Origin of the sequence: Arthrobacter sp. C9C5 (genome assembly GCF_013359735.1) — a bacterium.
Classification (GTDB): domain Bacteria; phylum Actinomycetota; class Actinomycetes; order Actinomycetales; family Micrococcaceae; genus Arthrobacter.
Genome location: NZ_JABFMX010000004.1, coordinates 169,566 through 190,207 on the forward strand (window position 1 = coordinate 169,566; position 20,642 = coordinate 190,207).

A 20,642-nucleotide genomic window follows, 5' to 3' on the forward strand; every position below is an offset into this window, starting at 1 on the left:
GCTCCGGTGACTGGAGCTGACGCCGCCGTCCAGTCGATCCTGATGGACGTCGATACCGGGATCGACGACGCCCTCGCCATCGTGTACCTGCTGTCCCGGCCCGAGGTCCGGCTGCAGGCCATCACCTGCACCGCCGGCAACGTCGGGGCCCGGCAGGTGGCGCTGAACAGCCTGTCCCTGCTGGAGCTGTGCGGGCGGGAGGGGATCGAAGTCGCCGTCGGCGCCGAGGTCCCGCTGGAGATCCCGCTCGTCACCACCGAAGAGACCCACGGGCCGCAGGGGATCGGCTACGCCGAGCTGCCTGCCCCCGCCCAGGCCATTTCGCCGCGGCACGCAGTGGACGTCTGGGTGGAGGAGGCGAGGGCGCATCCGGGGGAGATCACCGGCCTGATCACCGGACCGCTGACCAACTTCGCCCTGGCCCTGCGCCGCGAACCGGAACTGCCGCGGCTGCTCAAGGGCCTGGTGATCATGGGCGGCAGCTTCTACTACCAGGGCAACACGACGCCGACGGCGGAGTGGAACACCGCGGTGGACCCGCACGCCGCCAAGGAGGTCTACACGGCCTACCGCGGGATGCCCGAGGACAAGCTGCCGGTCGTCTGCGCGCTGGACACCACGGAGCGGATCGAGATGCTGCCGGAGCACCTGCGCCGGCTCGGCGAGGCCGCGGGGGCTGCGGAACCCGAGCTGGTGCTCCCGGAGCAGCCCGAAGGACTGCGCAGCGGCTCCAGCAGCCCGCTGGTGGCGTGCCTGTCGGACGCGATCCGCTTCTACATGGAGTTCCACCGGCTCTACGACCAGGGTTACGTCGCCCACATGCACGACGCGTTCGCCGCCTGCGCCGCCGTCGGACGCACGCCCTTCAGCACGCGGCTGGCGACGGTCGACGTCGAGACGGAGTCCCCGCTACTGGCCGGCACCACGGTGGCCGACTTCCGCGGCCTGTGGGGGCTGCCGCCGAACGCCAGGATCGTCACCGGCAACGACCCCGGCCAGTGCTTCGACGAGCTGATTGCCTCGGTGGGCGCGCTGGCACGCTCCCTGGGCATACGGTAGCCGCGGGCGTCGGCCGGGCCCGCGGGGCCGGTGTTCCCGGGCGGCCCGCCCGATCGCTAAGATGGTAGCTGCGCCGAGGTGACATGAGGCGGTTGTTGCAAACCCCAGCCGAAGGACTCTTCCCATGTCACCGCAGTCCCTGACCCTCCCCGACGCAGGCTCCCGCACCGGAGCCGGCACGGCACCCGGCCGCCGCCGGCTGCTCGAAATCGCAGGCGCCACGGCCATCGCCGCCACCTACGTCTTCCTCGTCCTCACCCAGCCCGTCGAGATCGCTAACGGACCGGCGAGCTTCTCCGCCCTGGTTGCCCTCGGCGGCTTCCTGCTCGGCGCGGTGCTGCTGCTCGTCGCCGTGCTGCCCGTCCTCCCCACCTCCACCCTTGTCCTGATGCCGGTGGCGATTGTGCTGAACGTGGTCCTCGGCCAACTGATGGGCAGCACCGGCCTGCCGTTCTACCTGGACGCGATCGGCACGGTCCTGATCGCCGTCCTCGCCGGGCCGGCTGCCGGTGCCGCCACCGGAGTGCTCGGCAGCATCGTTTGGTCCTTCTTCAACCCCACCGTGCTGCCCTTCGCCGCCGGCGCGGCCCTGATCGGGTTCCTCGCCGGGCTGGCCGCCCGCGGGGGACTGTTCCGCCGCTTCTATCTCGCGCCCGTCGCCGGCTTCCTTACCGGCATCCTGGCCGGCGTCGTCTCCGCCCCGATCGCAGCCTTTGTCTACGGCGGGACCGCGGGCCTGGGCACCGGCGCCATCGTCAGCGCGTTCCGTGCCATGGGCGACACCCTGCTGGCCGCGATCACCAAGCAGGCACTCATCTCCGACCCGATGGACAAGGCCATTGTCTTCACGATCGCCGCACTGCTGGCCTACGCGCTGCCGCGGCGCACGACGTTCCAGTTCGCCTTCGTTCGCCGTTTCCGGGTGCTCGCGGGTAAGCTCCCGGCGGACCCCGCAGCCTAGGCCATGCGCCTGCACCCGCTCACGGCCTTGACCGCGGCCTGCTGCGCCGCGGTCATGACGACGGCGGCCGGCAGCTGGCCGCTGTCCGTCGCCGTGGCCCTGGCCGCTGTGCTGCTCGCCGCACGCACGGGCGTGGCGGCCCGGGTGCTGTTGGCTGCCGGGGTCATCCTCGCACCGTTGTTCCTGTCCCTGCTGGTGCTGCACGGCTTGTTCTTCCCGGAGGGGCACACCGTGCTGGCGCAGTGGGGGCCGGCCCGGGTCACCGCCGAAGGACTCGGCTTCGCCCTGGAGCTGGCCTCGCGGACAGCCGCGTGCGTCTTGCTGCTCCTGTTGTTTTCCTTCACCGTCAGCGTCCCGGATCTGCTGACCGCCCTCGCCGCGCGGCGCATCCCTCCGCAATTCAGCTTCGTGCTCGCCGCCACGCTCACGCTGGTCCCTGCGATGGCCGAACGGCTGGAGAAGATCCGTCAGGCCCAGGAAGCGCGCGGGCTGGTGGTCGGGCGCGGGCTGCTGTCCCGGCTGGCCGCGGCCAGGCTGCAGGCGGTCCCGCTGGTCCTGGGCCTGGTGGAAGATGCCGGGCTCCGGGCGCAGGCCCTGGACGCGCGGGGGTTCGGCACCACCGGGCCACGGACCAGCTACCGGCAACTGCAGGACCCTCCGGCTCAGCGCATCTTCCGGGCCACAGCTCTCCTGCTGGCCGCGGCCGCTGTCGTGCTGCGGCTCTCCACGGCATGGCCTGCGGCGGTGCCTACGTGACCGGGGACGGACGCGCACAGCTCGGGCAACCCGCAGAAGACGGGCAGCCCGCCGCCGTGACCCTGCCCGCGGCCGCCGCCCGGATCCGCAGCTTCAGCTTCCACGGGGACGCGGTCGAGGCGCTGCGGGACGTGCAGCTCGCCGTCCTGCCGGGAACCCTGACCGCCGTGCTGGGCGGTTCCGGCAGTGGCAAGACCACCCTCGGCAAGCTGATCGCCGGCTGGCTTCGGGGCGGCCATTCCGGGGTCCTGCGCGGCAGCCTGGCGCTGGGCGCGGACCGCCTGGAATTCCACGGCGGCAGCGGCGACCCCCGGATCAACCCCGCTGCCTGGTCCGGCCGGGTGGGTTACGTGCCGCAGGACGCCGCCGCCATGCTGTCCTCGGTGCGCTCCACGGTGGCGGAAGAACTGGCCTTCGGCCTGGAAAACCGGGGCGTGCCCCGCCTCGAGATGATCCGGCAGGTGGCCCGGATCGCCGAACAAACCGGCCTGTCCGGGCTGCTGGAGCGGGACCCGGCGGAGCTCTCCGGCGGCGAGCTGCGCCGGCTGGCAGTCGCATGCGCGGCCATCGCCGACCCCGAAGTGCTGGTGCTCGATGAACCGCTGGCGTCCCTCGACGCCGACGGTGCCAGCCAGCTCCGGACGCTGGTGGACCGGCTGCTCGACGCCGGCACCGCCGTCGTGCTCCTGAGCCAGACGGCCGACGCGCTGGCCCGCAGCGCGGGGCACTGGATCGTCCTGAACGGCGGCACGGTAACGGCGGAAGGCCCGCCGGCCGAGCTGGGGAACGGGGCCGCGCTCCGCGACGCGGGCGTCGTGGCGGAGGGCCTGCCCGCCGGGACTCCCGGGGACCTGCCCTTGGCCGCCGCGTCGACCCCGGTCCTTGAACTGCGGGGCATCGGCTTCGGCTACGGGTCAGGCGAGACGCGCGGCGCGAGATCCGCAAGGGGGCCGGCCGGGGTCGTGCCCCCAGTAGCCCTGCTGCGTGACCTGGACCTGACCGTACGCCCGGGGGAAATTGTCGCTATCACCGGCCCCAACGGGACCGGCAAATCCACGCTGCTGCGCCACTTCAACGGACTGTTGCGGCCGCAGGCCGGCGAGGTGCGCGTCGAAGGAGGGGGCATCGACCGGATCCCGACGGGCCGCATCGCCGCCTCGGTCGGGATGTTGTTCCAGCAGCCGCGTGACCAGCTCTTCGAACGGACGGTGCTGCGGGAGGTCGGCTTCGGGCTGCGGCGGCTCGCCGGCGCGGAGGCGGCGGCCGGCCGCGCGCAGGAGGCGCTGGCCGCCGTCGGCCTCTCCGACGCCGCGCAGGCGCACCCGGCGGAGCTGCCGTCGTCCAGGCAGCGGTTGCTTGCCCTGGCCACAGTCCTGGCCCGCAGGCCGGCCGTCATCGCGCTGGATGAGCCCACCGTGGGACTGGACCGGCATGGGCTCGAACGGCTGCAGCACGCCATCGCGGCCGCAGCGGCGCGGGGCGCCGGCGTCGTGCTGGTCACGCACGACCTCGCCTACGCGCGCGCCAACGCCCAGCGCATCCTCGCGCTCGACGGCGGCAGCCTGCGGGAAATCTGACGGGCGCCGGTAACGAACCAACTGCCGCCCGGCACTGTATATTTCTTGGAGTTTTCCCGTGCCAGAGCAGGCCGGCCATTCACCAGGAGGAACCGTTGAAGAACCCCATCGCCCGCCAGATTGGAACGGTTTTCGTCCCGGTCAGCGACATTGCCAAGGCCCGGGACTGGTATTGCGGCCTGCTCGGTGTCCCGGCCGACGGCGAAATCCTCTTCGGCCATCTTTATGTGCTGCCGATGAACGGTGCGGGCCTAGTCCTGGACAGCAAGATCTACTCCGCTGACGCGGTCTTTCGCGTCCCCGCGTTCCATCTCAACACGGCAGACATCCAGGCCGCGTACCTCCGCGTGCAGGACACCGGGGCCGAGGTGGCCGAGATCCGGGACGGGCAGTGGTTCAACTTCAAGGACCCGGACGGCAATGTGCTGATGATCTGCGAGTGCTAGCAGCCGCTGGGGGACCGGGGCCCGGGCCGAACGCACGAAGGCGCCGCCGCCCCCGCTCTGACAGCGGGGGGCAACGGCGCCTGCGTCTTCGGCCGCTAGGCGGCCGGTGCTTAGGCTGCCGGTTCTGACGCGACGCCGGGTGCCAGGAACTTCTTGCCGGTGACCCGTTCGGAGGCGCCCACCCGGTCCAAGTACGGGGTGATGCCGCCCAGGAACATCGGCCAGCCGGCGCCGAGGATCATGCAGAGGTCGATGTCCTCCGGTCCGGCCACCACGCCTTCGGCCAGCATCAGGCCGATTTCCTCCGCGAGGGCGTCCTGCGTGCGGCGCAGCACTTCCTCTGCGGTGGAGGGCGAATCACCGAAGGTCATCAGGGCCAGCGTCTCGGCCGGGATGACCGGCTTGCCGGCCTTTACCGAGGCCGGATCCCAGATGGACCTGACACCGTTGTCGATCAGCGCCTGCAGGTTCCGGGACACGGTGAAACGGTCCCCGAAGGCGTCGTGCAGGGATTCCTGCACGTGCTGCGCGACCGGCAGCCCCACCATGGCGCCGAGCGTGAACGGTGTCATCGGCAGGCCCATCGGGCGCAGCGCGTTGTCCGCCACCTCGGCCGGGGTGCCCTCATCGAACGCGGCGGTCACTTCGCCCATCAGCCGCAGCAGGAGCCGGTTGACCACGAAGGCGGCCGCATCCTTGACCAGCACCGCGGACTTCTTCAGGCCCTTGGCCAGCTCGAACGCGGTGGCCAGCACGGCGTCGTCGGTCTTCGGCGCGCGGACGATCTCCAGCAGCGGCATCACGGCCACCGGGTTGAAGAAGTGGAAGCCCACCAGGCGCTCGGGATACTGCAGGTCCTCGGCCATGGCCGTGACGGACAGCGAAGAGGTGTTGGTGGCCAGGATGCACTCCGGCGAGACGATCGCCTCGACCTCCTTGAACACCTGCTTTTTGACGCTGAGCTCCTCGAACACGGCCTCGATCACGAAGTCGGCGTCGGCGAAGGCCTCCTTGGAGACCGAGCCGCTGACCAGGGCCTTGGTCCGGTTGGCCGCGTCCGCGCTGATCCGCTTCTTCGCCAGCAGCTTGTCCACCTCGGCGTGCACGTAGTCCACGCCCTTGTCCACGCGCGCCTGGTCGATGTCCGTCATGACGACCGGTACCTTGAGCTGGCGGGCGAAGAGCAGCGCAAGCTGGCTGGCCATCAGGCCGGCGCCGACGACGCCGATCTTCGTGACCGGGCGGGCGAGCTTGCGGTCCGGGGCACCCGCGGGCCGCTTGGAACGGCGCTGCACGAGGTCCAGGAAGGCGTACACCGTGGAGCGGAACTCGTCGGTCTGCATGAGATCCGCCAGGGTCTGGCACTCCAGCTCCGCCGATTCGGCCTGCGTCAGGGCGCGGTTGGCTTCCAGCACGTCCAGCACCTTGGCCGGGGCCGGGGAGGCGTTGGAGGTCTTGGCCTCCACGAACGCGCGGCCCGCCGCGACGGCGCCGGCCCAGCGGTCGGCAACGTCCGGCGCGGAGGGGTCGACGGCGTTGGCGCGTTCCGGTGCGACTGCGCCGGCGATCACCCGCGCGGCCCAGGCGACGGACTGCTCGACGAAGTCGGCCGGCTCGAAGATGGCGTCCGCCACGCCGAGCTCGTAGGCCTGCGGGCCCGTCAGGGTGCGGTTGTTGCTCAGCGGGTTCTCGATCATCACCTTGACGGCGTTCTCGGGGCCGATCAGCCGCGGCAGGATGTAGACCCCGCCCCAGCCCGGGATCAGCCCGATGAACGCTTCCGGCAGGGCCAGCGCCCCGGCCCCGGTGGAGACGGTGCGGTAGGTGGACTGCAGGGCGATCTCCAGCCCGCCGCCCAGGGCCAGGCCGTTGATGAACGCGAAGCTTGGGACGCCGAGGTTCGCCAGGGTGGCGTAGACGTCGTGGCCGAGCTGGGCCATCCAAAGGCCCTGCTCACGGCCGCTGACCGACTTGACCGTGGACAGGTCCGCGCCGGCGACCAGGAAGTACGGCTTGCCGGTCACGCCGACGCCGACGATCTCACCTCGCGCGGCACGGTCCCGCAGTCCCTCGAGCACGGTGCCGAGCTCAATCAGGGTGTTCGGGCCCAGGGTGGTGGGTTTGGAGTGGTCCAGGCCGTTGTCCAGCGTGATCAGGGCGAAGGTGCCGGGGCTCTTGCCGTTGACGGCGGGGAGCTGGATGTCCTGGACGTAGGAGTGCGTTACAGTCTCGTTCGGAAACAGCTCGGCAAGCGTGTGGTAATCGGCGGCGCTCATGCTGCGGCTCCAGTCTTGGTGGTGTAGTCGGTGCCGTAATCGGCGTGGTGCGGGTTCTCCCAGATGACGGTGGCACCCATGCCCAGGCCGATGCACATGGTGGTCATGCCGAAGCGGACCCCGGGGTCTTCCTCAAACTGGCGGGCCAGCTGGTTCATCAGCCGGACGCCGGACGAAGCGAGCGGGTGCCCGACGGCGATCGCGCCGCCGTAGCGGTTCACCCGGGGGTCGTCGTCGGCGATGCCGAAGTGGTCCAGGAAGCTGAGCACCTGGACGGCGAAGGCCTCGTTGATTTCGAACAGGCCGATATCGTCGATGCCGAGCCCGGCGTTCTTCAACGCCTTTTCGGTGGCCGGGACCGGGCCGATGCCCATGACTTCCGGTTCGACGCCGGCGAAGGCGTAGCTGACCAGGCGCATCTTGACCGGCAGGCCAAGCTCCTCGGCGGCGTCGGCGGAGGCCAGCAGGGCTGCGGTGGCTCCGTCGTTGAGGCCGGCGGCGTTGCCGGCGGTGACGCGGCCGTGCGCGCGGAACGGGGTGCGCAGCGCGGCGAGGTCCTCCACCGAGGTGCCCGGGCGCGGCGGTTCATCCACGGTGTTGACGGTCCAGCCCTGGCCGGGCTTCATGGTGGCCACGGGGACCAGGTCCGGCTGGATCTGTTCCTTGGCGTAGGCCGCTGCCAGCTTGTCCTGGGAGGCCACGGCGTAAGCGTCCGTGCGTTCCTTGGTGATGGCGGGGAAGCGGTCGTGCAGGTTTTCCGCGGTGTTGCCCATGTTCAGGGCGGCGGGGTCCACGATCCGTTCGGACATAAAGCGCGGGTTGGGGTCCGCGCCGGCACCCATCGGGTGGTTGCCCATGTGCTCAACGCCGCCGGCAATCACGACGTCGTAGGCGCCGAAGCCGATGCCGCTGGCCGTCGTCGTCACGGCGGTCATGGCGCCGGCGCACATCCGGTCGATCGCGAAGCCGGGAACGGTCCGCGGCAGCCCGGCCAGCAGGGCGGCGGTGCGGCCGATGGTCAGTCCCTGGTCACCGGTCTGCGTCGTGGCGGCGATGGCCACCTCGTCGATGCGCTCGGCCGGCAGTGCCGGGTTGCGGCGCATGAGTTCGCGGATGCACTTGACCACGAGGTCATCGGCGCGGGTTCCGGCGTAGATACCCTTCTCGCCGGCGCGGCCGAACGGGGTGCGGACGCCGTCAACAAAAACGACCTCGCGGATGGTCCTGCTTCGTCCGATTGTCGGCTGTGCGCTGCTGGCTTGGCTCACGTATTACTCCTCATTGAGACATGGGTGCCGGATCCCTGTCCCCGGCCGGTGGGCTCGGAGGAACAGCAATGATCCTGGCGGCATCCCTAGCTATGTTACTCATGAGTAACTTAGCTGGCAAGGAGTGACGGGCCGCCCGTCAGGAAACGGCGTCGGGCCCGGTTTCGGCAGCGGAGGCCGCGGCGGCCTTGGCTTCCTTCGGCGGCAGCGGCTGCGGGTTCAGGAAAGCCTCGGCGATCAGCGGAGCGGTGAGCTGGATCTGCCATTGGCGGGCGCCGAGGTTCTGGAGCTCCTCGGCGATGCCTTCCTCGCTGATCTCCACTGGGGGACGCCATGCCACGCGGCGGAGGTAGTCCGGGGTGAGCAGGTTTTCGACCGGCAGGTTCAGCTCCTCGGCCCGGGCCTGCAGCTTGGGCCGGGCGGTCGCGAGCCGTGCCGCGGCCTCCGGATCCCGGTCGGCCCAGACGCGCGGCGGCGGGGGAGCGTTGGTGGGCAGGTGCAGCGGCGGGAGCTCCTCAAGGCTGCGGGCCGTGCTGATGCAGCGCAGCCAGCGCGGAGCCTCGCGTTGCGCGGCCCTGCCGTGGAAGCCCTTGGTGCCGAGCAGCTGCGGCACGGTGCTGGGCATGGCCTTGGCGGCGGCCACGAGGGAGGAATCGGGGATGAGCCGGCCCGGGGCGACGTCGCGCTTCTGCGCCAGGGAGTCGCGCTCCAGCCAGAGTTCGCGCACGGCGGCGAGCTGGCGGCGGTCGCGGATCTGGTGCAGCCCGGAGGTCTTGCGCCACGGGTCGACGCGCGGCGGGGCCTGGCCCGCTTCGAGGATCGCGGCGAATTCCTGCTCGGCGTACTCCAGTTTGCCGTCGGCGGTGAGGAGTTCGATCAGCTCTTCGCGGAGTTCGGTGAGGACCTCGACGTCGAGCGCGGCGTAGCGCAGCCAGGGCTCCGGCAGCGGGCGCGTGGACCAGTCGGCCGCGGAGTGTTCCTTGGCCAGGCCGAAGCCCAGCAGCTGTTCGATGACGGCGGCGAGGCCAACCCTCGGCAGTCCGGCCAGCCGTGCGGCGAGTTCGGTGTCGAAGAGTTTGTCCGGCCACATGCCGAGTTCGGACAGGCAGGGGAGGTCCTGGCTGGCCGCGTGCAGGATCCACTCGACGCCGCGCAGGGCCTCATTGATAATGCCCAGGTCACCGAAGGGCTCCGGGTCGATCAGCCAGGTTCCTGCGCCCTCGCGGCGGATCTGGACGAGGAAGGCGCGCTGGCCGTACCGGAATCCCGAGGCGCGTTCGGCGTCCACTCCCGCGGGGCCGTGGCCGGCGGCCAGGGCCGCAGCGCAGCGTTCCAGTCCTGCCCGGGTCTCGATAACGAGCGGGACGCCGTCGCGGGGAGCGTCGAGGTCGATGACCTCGGGGACCAGGCTGTCAAAGCCTTCCACCGTGATGTGGGCCGCCGCGCCAGCCGCCTCTGCGGTGCTGGAGGCTGTGCTGGCGACGGTGCTTGAGGCTGTGTTTGAGGCGGTGCCCGCCGTGGTGATTTCCGGATTATGAGGGGTCATGATGACCCCAGTTTACCGACATCGCCGTCGTTGCAGGCCGAAGCTGCGGCTGCCGGGGTCCGGTCATGGCTGCCGTGGGCGCCGGCGCGGCAGCGCGGAGACGCCGTCGGGCAGCGGCGGCAGGCCCGCAAAGGTGCAGACCATGTCCGACCACGCCTCCAGGTGGGCGGTGATGTCCCGGCCGGCCGGTGTCCAGGAGGCGCGGAGTTCAATGTCGATGGTGCCGGGCCGGTCGGCGAGCGTGCCGAAGCTTTCCGAGAGCACCCGGGTGGCTGTGCCGCCGGCCGATCGGTATTCCGCCTGGTGGTTTTCCAGCGCCTCCACGAGCCAGGTCCACGCGACGGAGCCGAGCATCTCGTCGTTGCCCATGTCCGGCTCCAGCTGGGCGCGGATGTAGGTGACGATCCGGAATTCGCCGTCCCAGACCGCGGAGCCGTCCGGGTCATGCAGGAGGATGAACCGGCCGGTGGCGAGTTCGACGTCGTCGCTGCCGGACGCCGGGGCCAGCGCAGCCGCCGCCGGGCCGTGGACCGCCCCTGTTGCGGCGTCGCCGGGGACGACGACTTCCGCGCCGAGCGCCACCGCGTAGGGAGCAAGCCGGCCGGGGGCCGGGATCTCATCGAGGCGCAACTCGCTGCGGCACCGTGCATTTCGAAGCGTCCCCAGGGCGAAGAGAAAATCCGCCGGAACCTGGTCGAGTGGGTTCACAGTGAAAGATTATGCACGGGGCACGTCCCGACCCGGCAGGCTCGCCGCCCGGCCGGGACGGGACTGGGCGCCACCCTCCGCCTAGCCGGCGGCGAGTTCGTGCTTGATCGCGGCGATGAAGGAATCAACGTCTTCCTCGGTGGTGTCGAAGGAGCACATCCAGCGGACCTCACGGGCCGCCTCGTTCCAGTCATAGAAGCGGAAGGACTTCCGCAACCGATCCGCCACGCCGGCGGGCAGGACGGCGAAGACGCCGTTGGATTCGGTCTTCTGGCTCAGTTCGACGCCGGGGATCGACTCGACGCCGGCGCGCAGCCGGGCCGCCATCGCGTTGGCGTGCGAGGCCGAGCGCAGCCACAGGTCGCCCTCGAGCAGGGCGATGAACTGCGCGGACATGAACCGCATCTTGGAGGCCAGCTGCATGTTCATCTTGCGCAGGTAGACCAGGCCATGGGCGGCGTCGGGGTTCAGCGCCACCACCACCTCGCCGAAGAGCAGCCCGTTCTTGGTGCCGCCGAAGGAGAGGATGTCCACGCCGGCGTCGCGGGTGAAGGCGCGCAGCGGCACCCCCAGGTGGGCGGCGGCGTTGGCCAGCCGGGCGCCGTCCATGTGCAGCTTCATGCCCTTGGAGTGGACATGCTCCGCGATGGCCCGGACCTCCTCGGGGGTGTAGCAGGTGCCCAGCTCGGTGGTCTGCGTGATCGAGACGGCCAGCGGCTGGGCGCGGTGCTCGTCGCCCCAGCCCCAGGCCTCCTGGTCGATCAGGGCCGGGGTGAGCTTGCCGTCCGGCGTCGGGACCTGCAGCAGCTTGATCCCGCCGATCCGCTCCGGCGCGCCGTTCTCGTCCATGTTGATGTGGGCCGTGGAGGCGCAAATCACGGCGCCCCAGCGGGGCAGCAGGGACTGGAGCGAGAGGACGTTCGCGCCCGTGCCGTTGAAGACCGGGAAACACTCGATGCCCGCACCGAAGTGCTGTTCCATCAGCTGCTGTAGACGGGCCGTGTAATCGTCCTCGCCGTAGGACACCTGGTGGCCTTCGTTGGCCGCGGCCAGGGCGGCGAGCACCTCGGGGTGCACGCCGGAGTAATTGTCCGAGGCGAAGCCCCGGACGGAGGGATCATGGAGCCGCACCGCGGTGCTGGCCGGGGCAGTGTCAATGGTGTTGGTTTCGACCGTGCTGGTCATCGCTTTACTCACGCTTTCAGTGTAGAGGTGCCGGCTCAGCGGCTAAGTGGCAGCCGCCGGCCGTTCAATTCCGCGGCAGGGGTCCGGAAGAGCCCGACGGCGGCCGCCGCCAGCTCCTCGACGTCGGTGAAGCCCGGGAACTTGCGTTCCGGGGAGGCTGCGCGCATGGCCGCGTCGACGAGGGCCTTCACCACGAAGACGACGGCGGCGCTGTGCTGCTCCACCGGCTCCTCCTTGTGTCCTGCCTGGGCGCGTCGGAAGCCGTCGGCCACCGCGAGGGTCCAGGCCTCGGCGGCGGCCTTGGCCGCCGCGTAGCTGGCGCCGGCCGCCGTCGGGCTGGCCACCGCGGTGGACGAGACGATCGCTAGGCGCCCGGCATCCGAGGCGGCCAGGTCGTCGTAGAAGGTCCGGCTGGCGTTGCGGAGCGTGGTGACGGCGTTGCGTTCCAGGAAGTCCCAGTCCTCGTCGCTCTGGTCGGTGATCCCCTTGGCGCCGCGCCAGCCGCCCACCAGGTGGATCACGCCGTCGATGCGCCCGGCACGCTCCGTGAGCGCCGCATGGAGGTCCCGGACCGCCGCCGGATCGGCGAGGTCGCAGGCCAGCGGCACCACGCCGGAGCCGGCTTTCGCGGCGGCGGCCTCGATCCGGGCGGCATCGGAACCCACGGTGAACACAGCGTGGCCTGCACCCCGCAGGGCGCGGGCCACGGCGATCCCGGACGGGCTGCTGCCGCCGGCTACCAGGATGTTGAGGGCGCGCCCGTCGCTCATCCGGCGTTCATGGCCTGGCTGGCGGAGCCCGCGGCCGGGTTGGTGTCTGTGTTGGTGTCTGTCGACCCCGTGATGCCGGCGGTCGATTCGATCACGGGCCGCATCTTCTTCTCCAGCGCCTCGTAGAACATGGAGAGCGGGAACTCATCGTCCAGCACCTGGTCGGTCAGGCCGCGCGGCGGCCCGTCCAGCGGCAGGGCGCCCGGTCCCTTGGCCCAGACCGACGCCGGGTTGGGCGTGACGGTGCCGGAGATCAGCTCGTAGGCGGCCAGCCAGTGGGCCATCTTGGGGCGGTCGATCGAGCGCCAGTACAGTTCCTCGATCCGGGCGCCGAGTTCCACCACGACGTCGGCCACCTCGTCCCAGTCGATGCTGAGCTTGCTGTCGGTCCAGTGCAGCACGTGGTGCTGGTGCATCCAGGCGAAGAGCAGCTGGCCGCCGAGGCCGTCGTAGTTGCGGACCCGGCTGCCGGTAATGGCGAAGCGGAAAATGCGGTCGAAGATGACGGCGTACTGGACCAGCTTGGCGTGCCGGCGGGCTTCCGGATCCGCCTCCTCGTCCTTTTCGATCTTCACCGATTCGCGGAAGGCGGTGAGGTCGCAGCGCAGTTCCTCGAGCGAGTACAGGAAGAACGGCATGCGCTGCTTGATCATGAACGGGTCGAACGGCAGGTCGCCGCGCATGTGGGTGCGGTCGTGGATGAGGTCCCACATGACGAAGGTTTCCTGGGTCAGCTCCTGGTCCTCGAGCAGGCCGGCGGCGTCCTCGGGAAGCTGCAGCGAGGTGATGTCCGCGGCGGCGCGCAGCACGCGGCGGAAGCGGGCGGCCTCGCGGTCGGCGAAGATGGCGCCCCAGGTGAAGGTGGGGGTCTCGCGGACCGCCACGGTCTCGGGGAAGAGTACTGCCGAGTTGGTGTCGTAGCCGGGGGTGAAGTCGAGGAAACGGATCGGCACGAAGAGTTTGTTGGAGTACTCGCCCGCTTCCAGGCCGGCGATGAACTCGGGCCAGATGACCTCGATCAGCACGGCCTCGACCAGGCGGTTGCTGCTGCCGTTCTGGGTGTACATCGGGAAGACCACGAGGTGCTGCAGGCCGTTGACCCGGTGCTGCTGCGGCTGGAAGGCCTGCAGGGAGTCGAGGAAGTCGGGAACGCCGAAGCCGCCGTCGGCCCAGCGCTTGAAGTCGAGGGCCAGCAGTTCCAGGTACCGCGCGTCATGCGGGAAGGCAGGGGCCAGGGCGGCGACCGCGCCCGTGATGGTGGCGACGTGTCCGGCCGCGGCCTCATGGTCGGCGGCATCCGGCACGGAGCCGTCCTGGATCTGGAGGGCCTGCAGGGCGGTGGCGGCAGCCTTGAGGCGCTGCCATTCCGGGGAGCCGGCAGTGATCGGGGCAGGGGCGGTGAGGGCGGTGATGGTCATCGTCAGTCGCCTTTCTGGTTGCTGGGAACGTCTACGGCGAGCGTAGCAAGCAAACAGAAGCTCTAACTCAAAAATGGGCCGAGCATAAGGAACTCTGGGGCATTAAGGCTGCGCCCAGCGTTCCAGCTCCAGCGGGAACGGGGCTGGCTTAGGCGTCCGTGCCGGAGGCGGTGGCCTCCGCCGCGGGGACAAGCTTCAGGGAAACCGAGTTGATGCAGTAGCGCTGGTCCGTGGGCGTGCCGTAGCCCTCGCCCTCGAACACGTGGCCCAGGTGCGAATCGCAGGCGGCGCACCGCACCTCGATCCGCTCCATCCCCAGGGTTCGGTCGTGGATGTAGCGCACCGTGCCGTCCGCCAGCGGGGCCCAGAAGGACGGCCAGCCGCAATGCGAATCGAACTTCTCCCGGCTGGTGAAGAGTTCGGTGCCGCACGCCCGGCACTGGTACACGCCCTCGGTGTGCGTGTCCCAGTACTCTCCGGTGTACGGCCGCTCCGTTCCGGCCTGGCGCAGGACCCGGTATTCCTCAGGCGTCAGTTCCTCGCGCCACTGCTGGTCAGTCTTTTCCACCGGCGACTGGCCGGCCGGTGCCGTTCCCGCCGCTACGCCGGCGGAACCGGCGTCGTCCCCGGCGGGGGAGGACGCGGGGGAGGTGACGGGCGCGACTTTGGGCTTGTTGCTGAAGATGCTCATGACGTCAATAACGCTCAGGAGTCCCCGATAAATCCCGATCCGGCGTACAAATGCAGCACCGGCAGGCCGAGCTTGTCCTGGGCCTCGTTGGCCCAGTCGGTGTGGAAGGTGTCTGCGACGGCGTGCGGGCGGGTGATCACCACGGCCTGCCCGGCGTTCAGCTCCTTGACCTTGGCGACCAGGGCGTCCACGGCCTTGCCCTCGACGATTTCGCCGGTCACGCCGCCGCCGATTCCGCCCAGCGCGGCCAGCGACGCGGCCAGGGTCTGGGCTGCCGCCGTCCGTTCCACGGCCGGATCCGGGTGCTTGGCAGTCAACTCCCGGAACGCCTTGGCGATCTCCAGCATGGAGAGGTTCTCCAGGAAGTCCACCAGCAGGTGGCGCTCCGTGTTTGCCGGGACCAGGACCACCAGCGGCGAACCACTGTCGGCCACGAGGGTTTCGAGGTTGACGCGGTCGTCCGCGCCGAGGGGCTCTTCTGTCAGGATGACGATTGGGTCGCTCATGCCCCCAGCCTAGCCGTATTGTGCCGGGGCAGACCCGCACCGATGGCGGTACGGGTGCGCCGGATGCCGGGGTAGGCCGGGAGTTCGGTAAGAATGGTGCCATGGCATCCACCCCGCGCCTCGCCCCGCCAACGCCCCGGACCCCGATTGCCCGATGGAGTTCCCGTACTCTGCCCGCGGGAAGCCCGGAGACCGGAGTGCTGGACACCGGACTGACAGGGAACGCCAAGTGGGCGCTGGGCGGCATCATCGGCGGAAGCGCCGCAGCCGGGCTGCTCGCCGCCGGTTCCTCGGCGCTGGCCCTGTACTTCGCCCGGCGTGTCATCACGCCGGTCCGGGTTCGCGACGAGGACCAGGAGGTGTTGGCCGTGATCCGCGAGGGCCGCGGGCTGCAGGTCATCCTCAAGGCAACCCCCGATTCCACCGTGGAGGGGGTCTACGGTTTCTTTTTCGACGGCGGCCGCGGCCATGCCCGCCTCGGCCGGATCCTGTCCTATTCGCCCGCAGAGCAGACGGTGCTGCGCGAAGTCGAGGCGGTCTACAGCGGGGACCTGACGACGGCGCGGCGCGGCTACTGGAGCGGTGCCGTTCACCCGGACCCCGCAGCCATCGGGCTGCCGTTCGAAGAGGTGGAGATTGAGGTCGACGGCGGGACGGCGCCGGCGTGGCTGGTCAGGGCCGCCCCGGCGGCCGGGACACCGACATCGGAAACCTGGGCGATCATGGTGCACGGGCGCGGCGCCTCGCGGCAGGAGGGCCTGCGGGCCGTCCGGGTGGCCCGGGAGCTGGGCCTGTCCAGCCTGCTGATCTCCTACCGCAACGACGGCCTGGCGCCGTCGGCCGCGGATGGCCGCTACGGCCTGGGCTCCACCGAGTGGCGGGACGTCGAAGCCGCGATCGGATATGCGGTGGAGCAGGGGGCCCACGAGGTGGTGCTCTTCGGCTGGTCCATGGGCGGCGCGATCTGCCTGCAGACCGCGGATTTGTCCCGCTACCACCACCTGATCCGGGCCATGGTGCTGGACGCCCCGGTGATTAACTGGGTGAATGTCCTGGCGCACCACGCCGAGCTGAACCGGATCCCCTCCGCCGTTGGACGCTACGGGCAGTTGATGATGAGCCACCCGCTGGGCCGCCGCCTGACCGGGCTGGCCGCGCCGGTGGACCTCAAGGCGATGGACTGGGTGTCCCGTGCCGTGGAGCTCCGGACGCCGACGCTGATCCTGCATTCCGTCGACGACGAATACGTTCCCTACGGCCCGTCCGCGGACCTGGCGGAGAAGAACCCGGAGATGGTGACCTTCGAAGCGTTCAGCACGGCACGGCACACGAAGGAATGGAACGTCGACCCGGAGCGCTGGGAGTCGCTGGTCACGGCCTGGCTCCGGCAGCAGCTCGCGCCCCGGTCGTCACCCGCGGGCTAAAACTCTCGCACGAGCGCGAACGTACAGTTGCGGCCCCGCCCACGAGCGCGAACGTACAGTTGCGGCCCCGCCCCGGCGCGCGAACGTACAGTTGCGGCCCCGCCCCGGCGCGCGAACGTACACTTGCGGCCCCGCCCCGGCGGGCGAACGTACAGTTGCGGCCCCGCCCCGGCGGGAAAACGGGCCCCAAGTGTACGTTCGGCCGTCAGCGGTGGTTGTGGGTGCCGATCCGGGCCGTGCTGGCGCCGGTCAGCCGGATCAGTTCGGCCGGGCTGAGCTCCAGGTCCAGGCCACGGCGGCCGCCCGAGACCAGGATGGTCTCCAGCTCCAACGCGCTCTCGTCGACCACGGTGGGGGAGAGCTGTCGCTGTCCCAGCGGGGAGATGCCGCCGAGCACGTAGCCGGTGCGGCGCTCCGCCGTCGCCGGGTCCGCCATCGCGGCCTTCTTGCCGCCCAGGGCGGCGGCCATCGCCTTCAGGTCCAGGTTGCCGCTGACCGGCACGACGCCGACGGCGAGGCGCCCGTCGACGTCGACCATGAGGGTCTTGAATACCCGGGCGGGGTCGATCCCCAGCACGTCGGCGGCTTCCAGGCCGTAGCTGGCCGCGGCGGGGTCATGGCTGTAGGGGTGGGCAACGAAGGAAACCCCGGCCGCCGCGAGTGCCGCGGTGGCAGGGGTTCCCTGGGACGCTTGCTTGCGGGCCACGGGACCGGCTCAGCCCTGCTGCGGCAGGGCGGCGACCTTGCGCTTGATCCGGCCGAGCATAGCCGTCATACCGCGCATCCGCAGGGGAGTGATGGCGCGGGTGAGGCCGAGGAGTTCGGGCATGTCGTCCGGAACGGCAAGGATCTCGGCCGGGCTGAGCCCGTCGAGGCCCTCGTGCAGTACGCCGGCGAAACCGCGCGTCGTGGGTGCCTCCGGCGGAGCCTTGAAGAACAAACGCACCCGCTCCGGTGCACCGCCGGGCTGGCCGTCGACGCCGGGTTCCGTCTCGATCGTCAGGAACAGCGGCGACTGGCATTCCACCACCTGCTCCATCAGCTCCGGGTGGTCCTGGAGGCGCGTCGGGGGATCCGGCAGCTCGCGGGAAAACTCAAGCAGCAGCTGGAGCCGCTCGGCTTCTTCGAGGGCTTGGAAGTCGTCAACAATTTCCGCGAGGGCGGCCGGGAGGGCAGAAGTATTCATCAGTCCCAGCTTACGCACGGGCGGCGATTGTGTCCCGGCCGGGTCCGGTCACTGCTTCTGGAATCCGGCCGGGACGGTGCCCCGATCGGCGCCCTTGACGATCGGTACGCGCACGGCGTTTCCCCACTCGGTCCAGGATCCGTCGTAGTTGCGGACGGTATCGAAGCCCAGCAGGTACTTGAGCGCGAACCAGGTGTGGCTGGACCGCTCGCCGATCCGGCAGTACGCAACGACGTCGTCGCCTTCCTTGAGCCCGGCCTCTTCCAGGTAAAGAGCCTCGAGTTCGGGGCGGCTGCGGTAGGTGCCGTCCTCCGCGGCGGCGCGGGCCCAGGGGATGGACGCGGCGGTGGGGATGTGGCCGCCGCGCAGGGCGCCCTCTTCCGGGTAGGCCGGCATGTGGGTGCGCTGGCCGGTGTATTCCTCGGCCGAGCGGACGTCGATCAGCGGCTTGCCGAAGTGCGCCAGCACGTCCTCCTTGAAGGCGCGGATCGGGGCGTCGTTGCGCTCGACCACGGGGTAGTCGCCCGCCGCGGGCACTGTCCGGTCCGTGGTGATCGGGCGTCCCTCGGCGATCCACTTGTCGCGGCCGCCGTCGAGCAGACGGACGTCCTCGTGGCCGAAGAGAGTGAAGACCCACAGCGCGTAGGCGGCCCACCAGTTGGACTTGTCGCCGTAGATCACCACGGTGCTGTCCCGGGAGATTCCCTTCGCGGCAGCCAGTGCGGCAAACGCTTCACCGTCCACGTAATCGCGGGTGACCTCGTCGTTCAGGTCGGTGTGCCAGTCGATCTTGACCGCGCCGGGGATGTGGCCGGTTTCGTACAGCAGCACGTCCTCGTCCGACTCGACGACCACCAGTTTGCCGCCGTCGAGCGCACCGCCTTCGAGTGCCGCAGCGAGCCACTCGGTGGAAACCAGGCGTTCGGGGTGGGCGTAGGCGCTGAATTTCTCGTTCTGCTCAACCGGGTAGGGCATGAAGTGGGCCTTTCACTGGGGCTTTTGGGGGGCCGGGCCAGGGGTGGTGCACGGCGCCGGGTCTGCCTCCACACTAACCACGCCCCGGCGGGATTGCTTCCCGGGCCTACATACGCGGAAATATGGCCTTGGTCACGTCCGTTCCCGCGTCCGGAAGGGAACCCGCCCTTTGCCGGTATTCTTTCTGGGGACACGAGACCAGCAGAACGGACCACCTTGGTACAGATCGAACAGCTCGCCGCCAGAACCCCGGCGGTTTCCGTGGATGAACTCCTCAACGGGTTTTATCCGTCGCCGCGCTTCGGTGAGGTGTCCTTCGCCAGCTACCGGCCGGACCCGGCCCAGCCCAGCCAGGCCCACGCGGTGCATGCCCTGCAAAGCTTTGCCGCAGGCGTCGGCTCCCGGGACGGCGACGGCCTGTTCAAGCGGCTCTTCGGCAAGAAAGACACCTCGCGGGCGGGCATCTACCTCGACGGCGGCTTCGGCGTCGGCAAAACCCACCTGCTGGCCTCGCTGTGGCACGCGGCCCCGGGCCCCAAGGCCTTCGGCACCTTCGTGGAGTACACCAACCTGGTGGGGGCGCTGTCGTTCCGCAAGACCGTGGAGGCGCTCAGCCACTACAAGCTAGTCTGCATCGATGAGTTCGAGCTCGATGATCCGGGTGACACGGTGCTGATGTCCCGGCTGATGCGCGAGCTCGCCGACGCCGGGGTCAAGCTCGCCGCGACGTCCAACACCCTGCCCGGCTCCCTCGGTGACGGCCGCTTCGCCGCCGTCGACTTCGCCCGCGAGATCCAGGTCTTGGCGGACCAGTTCGACGTCGTCCGGATCGACGGCGAGGACTACCGCCACCGCGGCCTGCCGAAGGCGCCCGCGCCGCTGCGCAACGACGAGCTTACGCACCACATGCAGGCGGAGTTCGACGGCCAGACGGTGGCCAAGGACGAGTTCAGCACCCTGATCAACCACCTGGCCGGCGTGCACCCGAGCCGCTACCGGCAGCTGATCGATGGGATCGACGGCGTGGTGTGGCGCAACGTCGAGACCATCACCGAACAGGCCGTGGCGCTGCGCTTCGTCGTCCTGGCGGACCGGCTGTACGACAAGGACGTGCCGATCCTGGCCAGCGGCGTGCCGTTCGACCAGCTCTTCACCGAGGAAATGATGACCGGCGGGTACATGAAGAAGTACTTCCGGGCCGTCTCCCGGCTCACCGCCCTGGCCCGGGAGGGCCAGAACCACGAGCCGTCCTAGCCCCTAACCGCGGCGGGCACCCAACTACTGCCAGCCAGTTGGCTGCGGCAGCGTTGGCCGTTAAACGACAAAGGTGCCGGCGCCGCCTCACGGCGGGACCGGCACCTCGCTGACGTACCTGGGTCAGAGGCCCTGCTGCCGGGGTTCCCCGGCGACTGGTGGCTCACCCGCGACGTGCGGCTCTGCGACGGGGGCCGTTGCCGGCCGGCCGTCCGCGTTGTCCACGAAGTCGGAGGCGCCTCGCTGGGCGGAATCGACCTTGTCGGCGTATTTTCCGCCGGTCTTCGAATCGACGAAATCACCCGCCTTTTCGATGCCGTCCTTGATGGCCTGTTCGTTGCCACCAATCAGATGCTGAGCCTTGCCCTTTAGATCGTCAAGTAAACCCACGGGCACCTCCCTTCAGTCGCGGAGCCAGATCGCTCCTAGCGCTTCCGATCCTAACCGCCGGGTGGGGACGTGCCAAGGGTGTACGCCCAGAGGAGAAAGACTCTGTGCGGGACGCGGGAAGGGGTAAGGGAAGGGGGAACGAAAAAAGCAGCTCCAGGGGAGCTGCTTTCATGGTGGGCGATACTGGGATCGAACCAGTGACCTCTTCCGTGTCAGGGAAGCGCGCTACCGCTGCGCCAATCGCCC

General features: G+C 70.0%; 20 protein-coding genes and 1 tRNA gene. 7 read left to right on the forward strand and 14 right to left on the reverse strand.

Translation table 11 applies throughout. The annotated features are described in order from the left end of the window. The first annotated feature begins 42 nt into the window (after nt 1–42). The 5 genes from HNO80_RS04730 to HNO80_RS04750 all read left to right on the forward strand — a co-directional run bounded on the left by HNO80_RS04730 (nt 43) and on the right by HNO80_RS04750 (nt 4,799). Nucleotides 43–1,059 (forward strand): nucleoside hydrolase, encoded by a 1,017-nt coding sequence (locus tag HNO80_RS04730; RefSeq protein ID WP_175321745.1) that lies wholly within the window; start codon nt 43–45, stop codon nt 1,057–1,059. Between the two features lie 124 nt (nt 1,060–1,183). After that, nucleotides 1,184–2,020 carry an ECF transporter S component gene (locus HNO80_RS04735; protein ID WP_175321686.1) on the forward strand — a complete coding sequence of 279 codons (837 nt, stop codon included), beginning with the start codon at nt 1,184–1,186 and terminating at the stop codon, nt 2,018–2,020. A 3-nt stretch (nt 2,021–2,023) separates the two neighbouring features. Continuing rightward, nucleotides 2,024–2,776, forward strand: a complete 753-nt coding sequence (locus tag HNO80_RS04740; protein ID WP_175321687.1) for an energy-coupling factor transporter transmembrane component T — start codon at nt 2,024–2,026, stop codon at nt 2,774–2,776. Beyond that, nucleotides 2,752–4,353, forward strand: coding sequence for an ATP-binding cassette domain-containing protein (locus HNO80_RS04745; protein WP_175321688.1), 1,602 nt, complete (start codon nt 2,752–2,754; stop codon nt 4,351–4,353). Before HNO80_RS04740 ends, HNO80_RS04745 begins: the two co-directional genes overlap by 25 nt. A gap of 95 nt (nt 4,354–4,448) precedes the next feature. Further along, nucleotides 4,449–4,799: a VOC family protein gene (locus HNO80_RS04750; protein ID WP_175321689.1), complete on the forward strand. Its 351-nt coding sequence runs from the start codon at nt 4,449–4,451 to the stop codon at nt 4,797–4,799. Nucleotides 4,800–4,909: 110 nt separating this feature from the next. Here the strand turns inward: HNO80_RS04750 and HNO80_RS04755 are convergent, their stop codons facing one another. From HNO80_RS04755 to HNO80_RS04795, 9 genes are all read right to left on the reverse strand, one after another. Continuing rightward, nucleotides 4,910–7,075 (reverse strand): 3-hydroxyacyl-CoA dehydrogenase NAD-binding domain-containing protein, encoded by a 2,166-nt coding sequence (locus tag HNO80_RS04755; RefSeq protein ID WP_175321690.1) that lies wholly within the window; start codon nt 7,073–7,075, stop codon nt 4,910–4,912. Continuing rightward, nucleotides 7,072–8,343 carry a thiolase family protein gene (locus HNO80_RS04760; RefSeq protein WP_175321691.1) on the reverse strand — a complete coding sequence of 424 codons (1,272 nt, stop codon included), beginning with the start codon at nt 8,341–8,343 and terminating at the stop codon, nt 7,072–7,074. The genes HNO80_RS04755 and HNO80_RS04760 overlap by 4 nt, the downstream gene beginning before the upstream one ends. A 139-nt stretch (nt 8,344–8,482) precedes the next feature. Beyond that, nucleotides 8,483–9,889 carry an HRDC domain-containing protein gene (locus HNO80_RS04765; protein ID WP_175321692.1) on the reverse strand — a complete coding sequence of 469 codons (1,407 nt, stop codon included), beginning with the start codon at nt 9,887–9,889 and terminating at the stop codon, nt 8,483–8,485. Nucleotides 9,890–9,952: 63 nt separating this feature from the next. Beyond that, nucleotides 9,953–10,597, reverse strand: a complete 645-nt coding sequence (locus HNO80_RS04770) for a DUF3000 domain-containing protein (RefSeq protein WP_175321693.1) — start codon at nt 10,595–10,597, stop codon at nt 9,953–9,955. 81 nt (nt 10,598–10,678) lie between these two features. Then, entirely contained in the window at nt 10,679–11,782 is a 1,104-nt protein-coding gene (locus HNO80_RS04775) for a threonine aldolase family protein (protein WP_175321746.1), read from the reverse strand. Between the two features lie 35 nt (nt 11,783–11,817). Next, entirely contained in the window at nt 11,818–12,552 is a 735-nt protein-coding gene (locus HNO80_RS04780) for an SDR family NAD(P)-dependent oxidoreductase (RefSeq protein WP_175321694.1), read from the reverse strand. Then, nucleotides 12,549–13,970, reverse strand: coding sequence for a DUF6421 family protein (locus tag HNO80_RS04785; protein WP_175321695.1), 1,422 nt, complete (start codon nt 13,968–13,970; stop codon nt 12,549–12,551). The genes HNO80_RS04780 and HNO80_RS04785 overlap by 4 nt, the downstream gene beginning before the upstream one ends. A gap of 148 nt (nt 13,971–14,118) precedes the next feature. Next, the gene (gene msrB, locus HNO80_RS04790) at nt 14,119–14,661 is read right to left on the reverse strand and encodes a peptide-methionine (R)-S-oxide reductase MsrB (RefSeq protein WP_175321696.1); all 543 of its coding nucleotides are present in this window, start codon (nt 14,659–14,661) and stop codon (nt 14,119–14,121) included. A gap of 14 nt (nt 14,662–14,675) precedes the next feature. Then, nucleotides 14,676–15,167, reverse strand: coding sequence for a hypothetical protein (locus tag HNO80_RS04795; RefSeq protein ID WP_175321697.1), 492 nt, complete (start codon nt 15,165–15,167; stop codon nt 14,676–14,678). Between the two features lie 101 nt (nt 15,168–15,268). Between HNO80_RS04795 and HNO80_RS04800 the strand changes: the two genes are divergently transcribed. After that, nucleotides 15,269–16,591 carry an alpha/beta hydrolase family protein gene (locus HNO80_RS04800; protein WP_175321698.1) on the forward strand — a complete coding sequence of 441 codons (1,323 nt, stop codon included), beginning with the start codon at nt 15,269–15,271 and terminating at the stop codon, nt 16,589–16,591. Between the two features lie 205 nt (nt 16,592–16,796). On the opposite strand, the gene ybaK is transcribed toward HNO80_RS04800, so the two are convergent. The 3 genes from ybaK to HNO80_RS04815 are packed head-to-tail and all read right to left on the reverse strand — an operon-like array spanning nt 16,797 to nt 18,752. Next, on the reverse strand, nt 16,797–17,297 hold the full coding sequence (gene ybaK / locus HNO80_RS04805) for a Cys-tRNA(Pro) deacylase (RefSeq protein WP_175321699.1): 501 nt from the start codon (nt 17,295–17,297) through the stop codon (nt 16,797–16,799). 9 nt (nt 17,298–17,306) lie between these two features. Next, entirely contained in the window at nt 17,307–17,777 is a 471-nt protein-coding gene (locus tag HNO80_RS04810; RefSeq protein ID WP_175321700.1) for a SufE family protein, read from the reverse strand. Nucleotides 17,778–17,825: 48 nt separating this feature from the next. Next, the gene (locus HNO80_RS04815; protein ID WP_175321701.1) at nt 17,826–18,752 is read right to left on the reverse strand and encodes a sulfurtransferase; all 927 of its coding nucleotides are present in this window, start codon (nt 18,750–18,752) and stop codon (nt 17,826–17,828) included. 216 nt (nt 18,753–18,968) lie between these two features. On the opposite strand from HNO80_RS04815, the gene zapE reads away from it, so the two are divergent. Continuing rightward, the gene (zapE, locus tag HNO80_RS04820; RefSeq protein ID WP_175321702.1) at nt 18,969–20,006 is read left to right on the forward strand and encodes a cell division protein ZapE; all 1,038 of its coding nucleotides are present in this window, start codon (nt 18,969–18,971) and stop codon (nt 20,004–20,006) included. A 123-nt stretch (nt 20,007–20,129) separates the two neighbouring features. On the opposite strand, the gene HNO80_RS04825 is transcribed toward zapE, so the two are convergent. Both HNO80_RS04825 and HNO80_RS04830 read right to left on the reverse strand, forming a co-directional pair. Next, a complete protein-coding gene (locus HNO80_RS04825) occupies nt 20,130–20,396 on the reverse strand; it encodes an antitoxin (RefSeq protein WP_175321703.1) in 267 nt (88 codons plus the stop codon). 171 nt (nt 20,397–20,567) lie between these two features. Further along, nucleotides 20,568–20,642: transfer RNA gene (locus HNO80_RS04830), tRNA-Val, on the reverse strand.

Coding starts and splice junctions, on each gene's coding strand:
- HNO80_RS04765 (WP_175321692.1), bottom strand. CDS start 9,889: ATGACCCCTCATAATCCGGAAATCACCACGGCGGGCACCGCCTCAAAC.
- HNO80_RS04740 (WP_175321687.1), top strand. CDS start 2,024: ATGCGCCTGCACCCGCTCACGGCCTTGACCGCGGCCTGCTGCGCCGCG.
- HNO80_RS04755 (WP_175321690.1), bottom strand. CDS start 7,075: ATGAGCGCCGCCGATTACCACACGCTTGCCGAGCTGTTTCCGAACGAG.
- HNO80_RS04795 (WP_175321697.1), bottom strand. CDS start 15,167: ATGAGCGACCCAATCGTCATCCTGACAGAAGAGCCCCTCGGCGCGGAC.
- HNO80_RS04810 (WP_175321700.1), bottom strand. CDS start 17,777: ATGAATACTTCTGCCCTCCCGGCCGCCCTCGCGGAAATTGTTGACGAC.
- HNO80_RS04785 (WP_175321695.1), bottom strand. CDS start 13,970: ATGACCATCACCGCCCTCACCGCCCCTGCCCCGATCACTGCCGGCTCC.
- msrB (WP_175321696.1), bottom strand. CDS start 14,661: ATGAGCATCTTCAGCAACAAGCCCAAAGTCGCGCCCGTCACCTCCCCC.
- HNO80_RS04780 (WP_175321694.1), bottom strand. CDS start 12,552: ATGAGCGACGGGCGCGCCCTCAACATCCTGGTAGCCGGCGGCAGCAGC.
- HNO80_RS04815 (WP_175321701.1), bottom strand. CDS start 18,752: ATGCCCTACCCGGTTGAGCAGAACGAGAAATTCAGCGCCTACGCCCAC.
- HNO80_RS04730 (WP_175321745.1), top strand. CDS start 43: ATGGACGTCGATACCGGGATCGACGACGCCCTCGCCATCGTGTACCTG.
- HNO80_RS04735 (WP_175321686.1), top strand. CDS start 1,184: ATGTCACCGCAGTCCCTGACCCTCCCCGACGCAGGCTCCCGCACCGGA.
- HNO80_RS04775 (WP_175321746.1), bottom strand. CDS start 11,782: ATGACCAGCACGGTCGAAACCAACACCATTGACACTGCCCCGGCCAGC.
- HNO80_RS04800 (WP_175321698.1), top strand. CDS start 15,269: ATGGCATCCACCCCGCGCCTCGCCCCGCCAACGCCCCGGACCCCGATT.
- HNO80_RS04745 (WP_175321688.1), top strand. CDS start 2,752: ATGGCCTGCGGCGGTGCCTACGTGACCGGGGACGGACGCGCACAGCTC.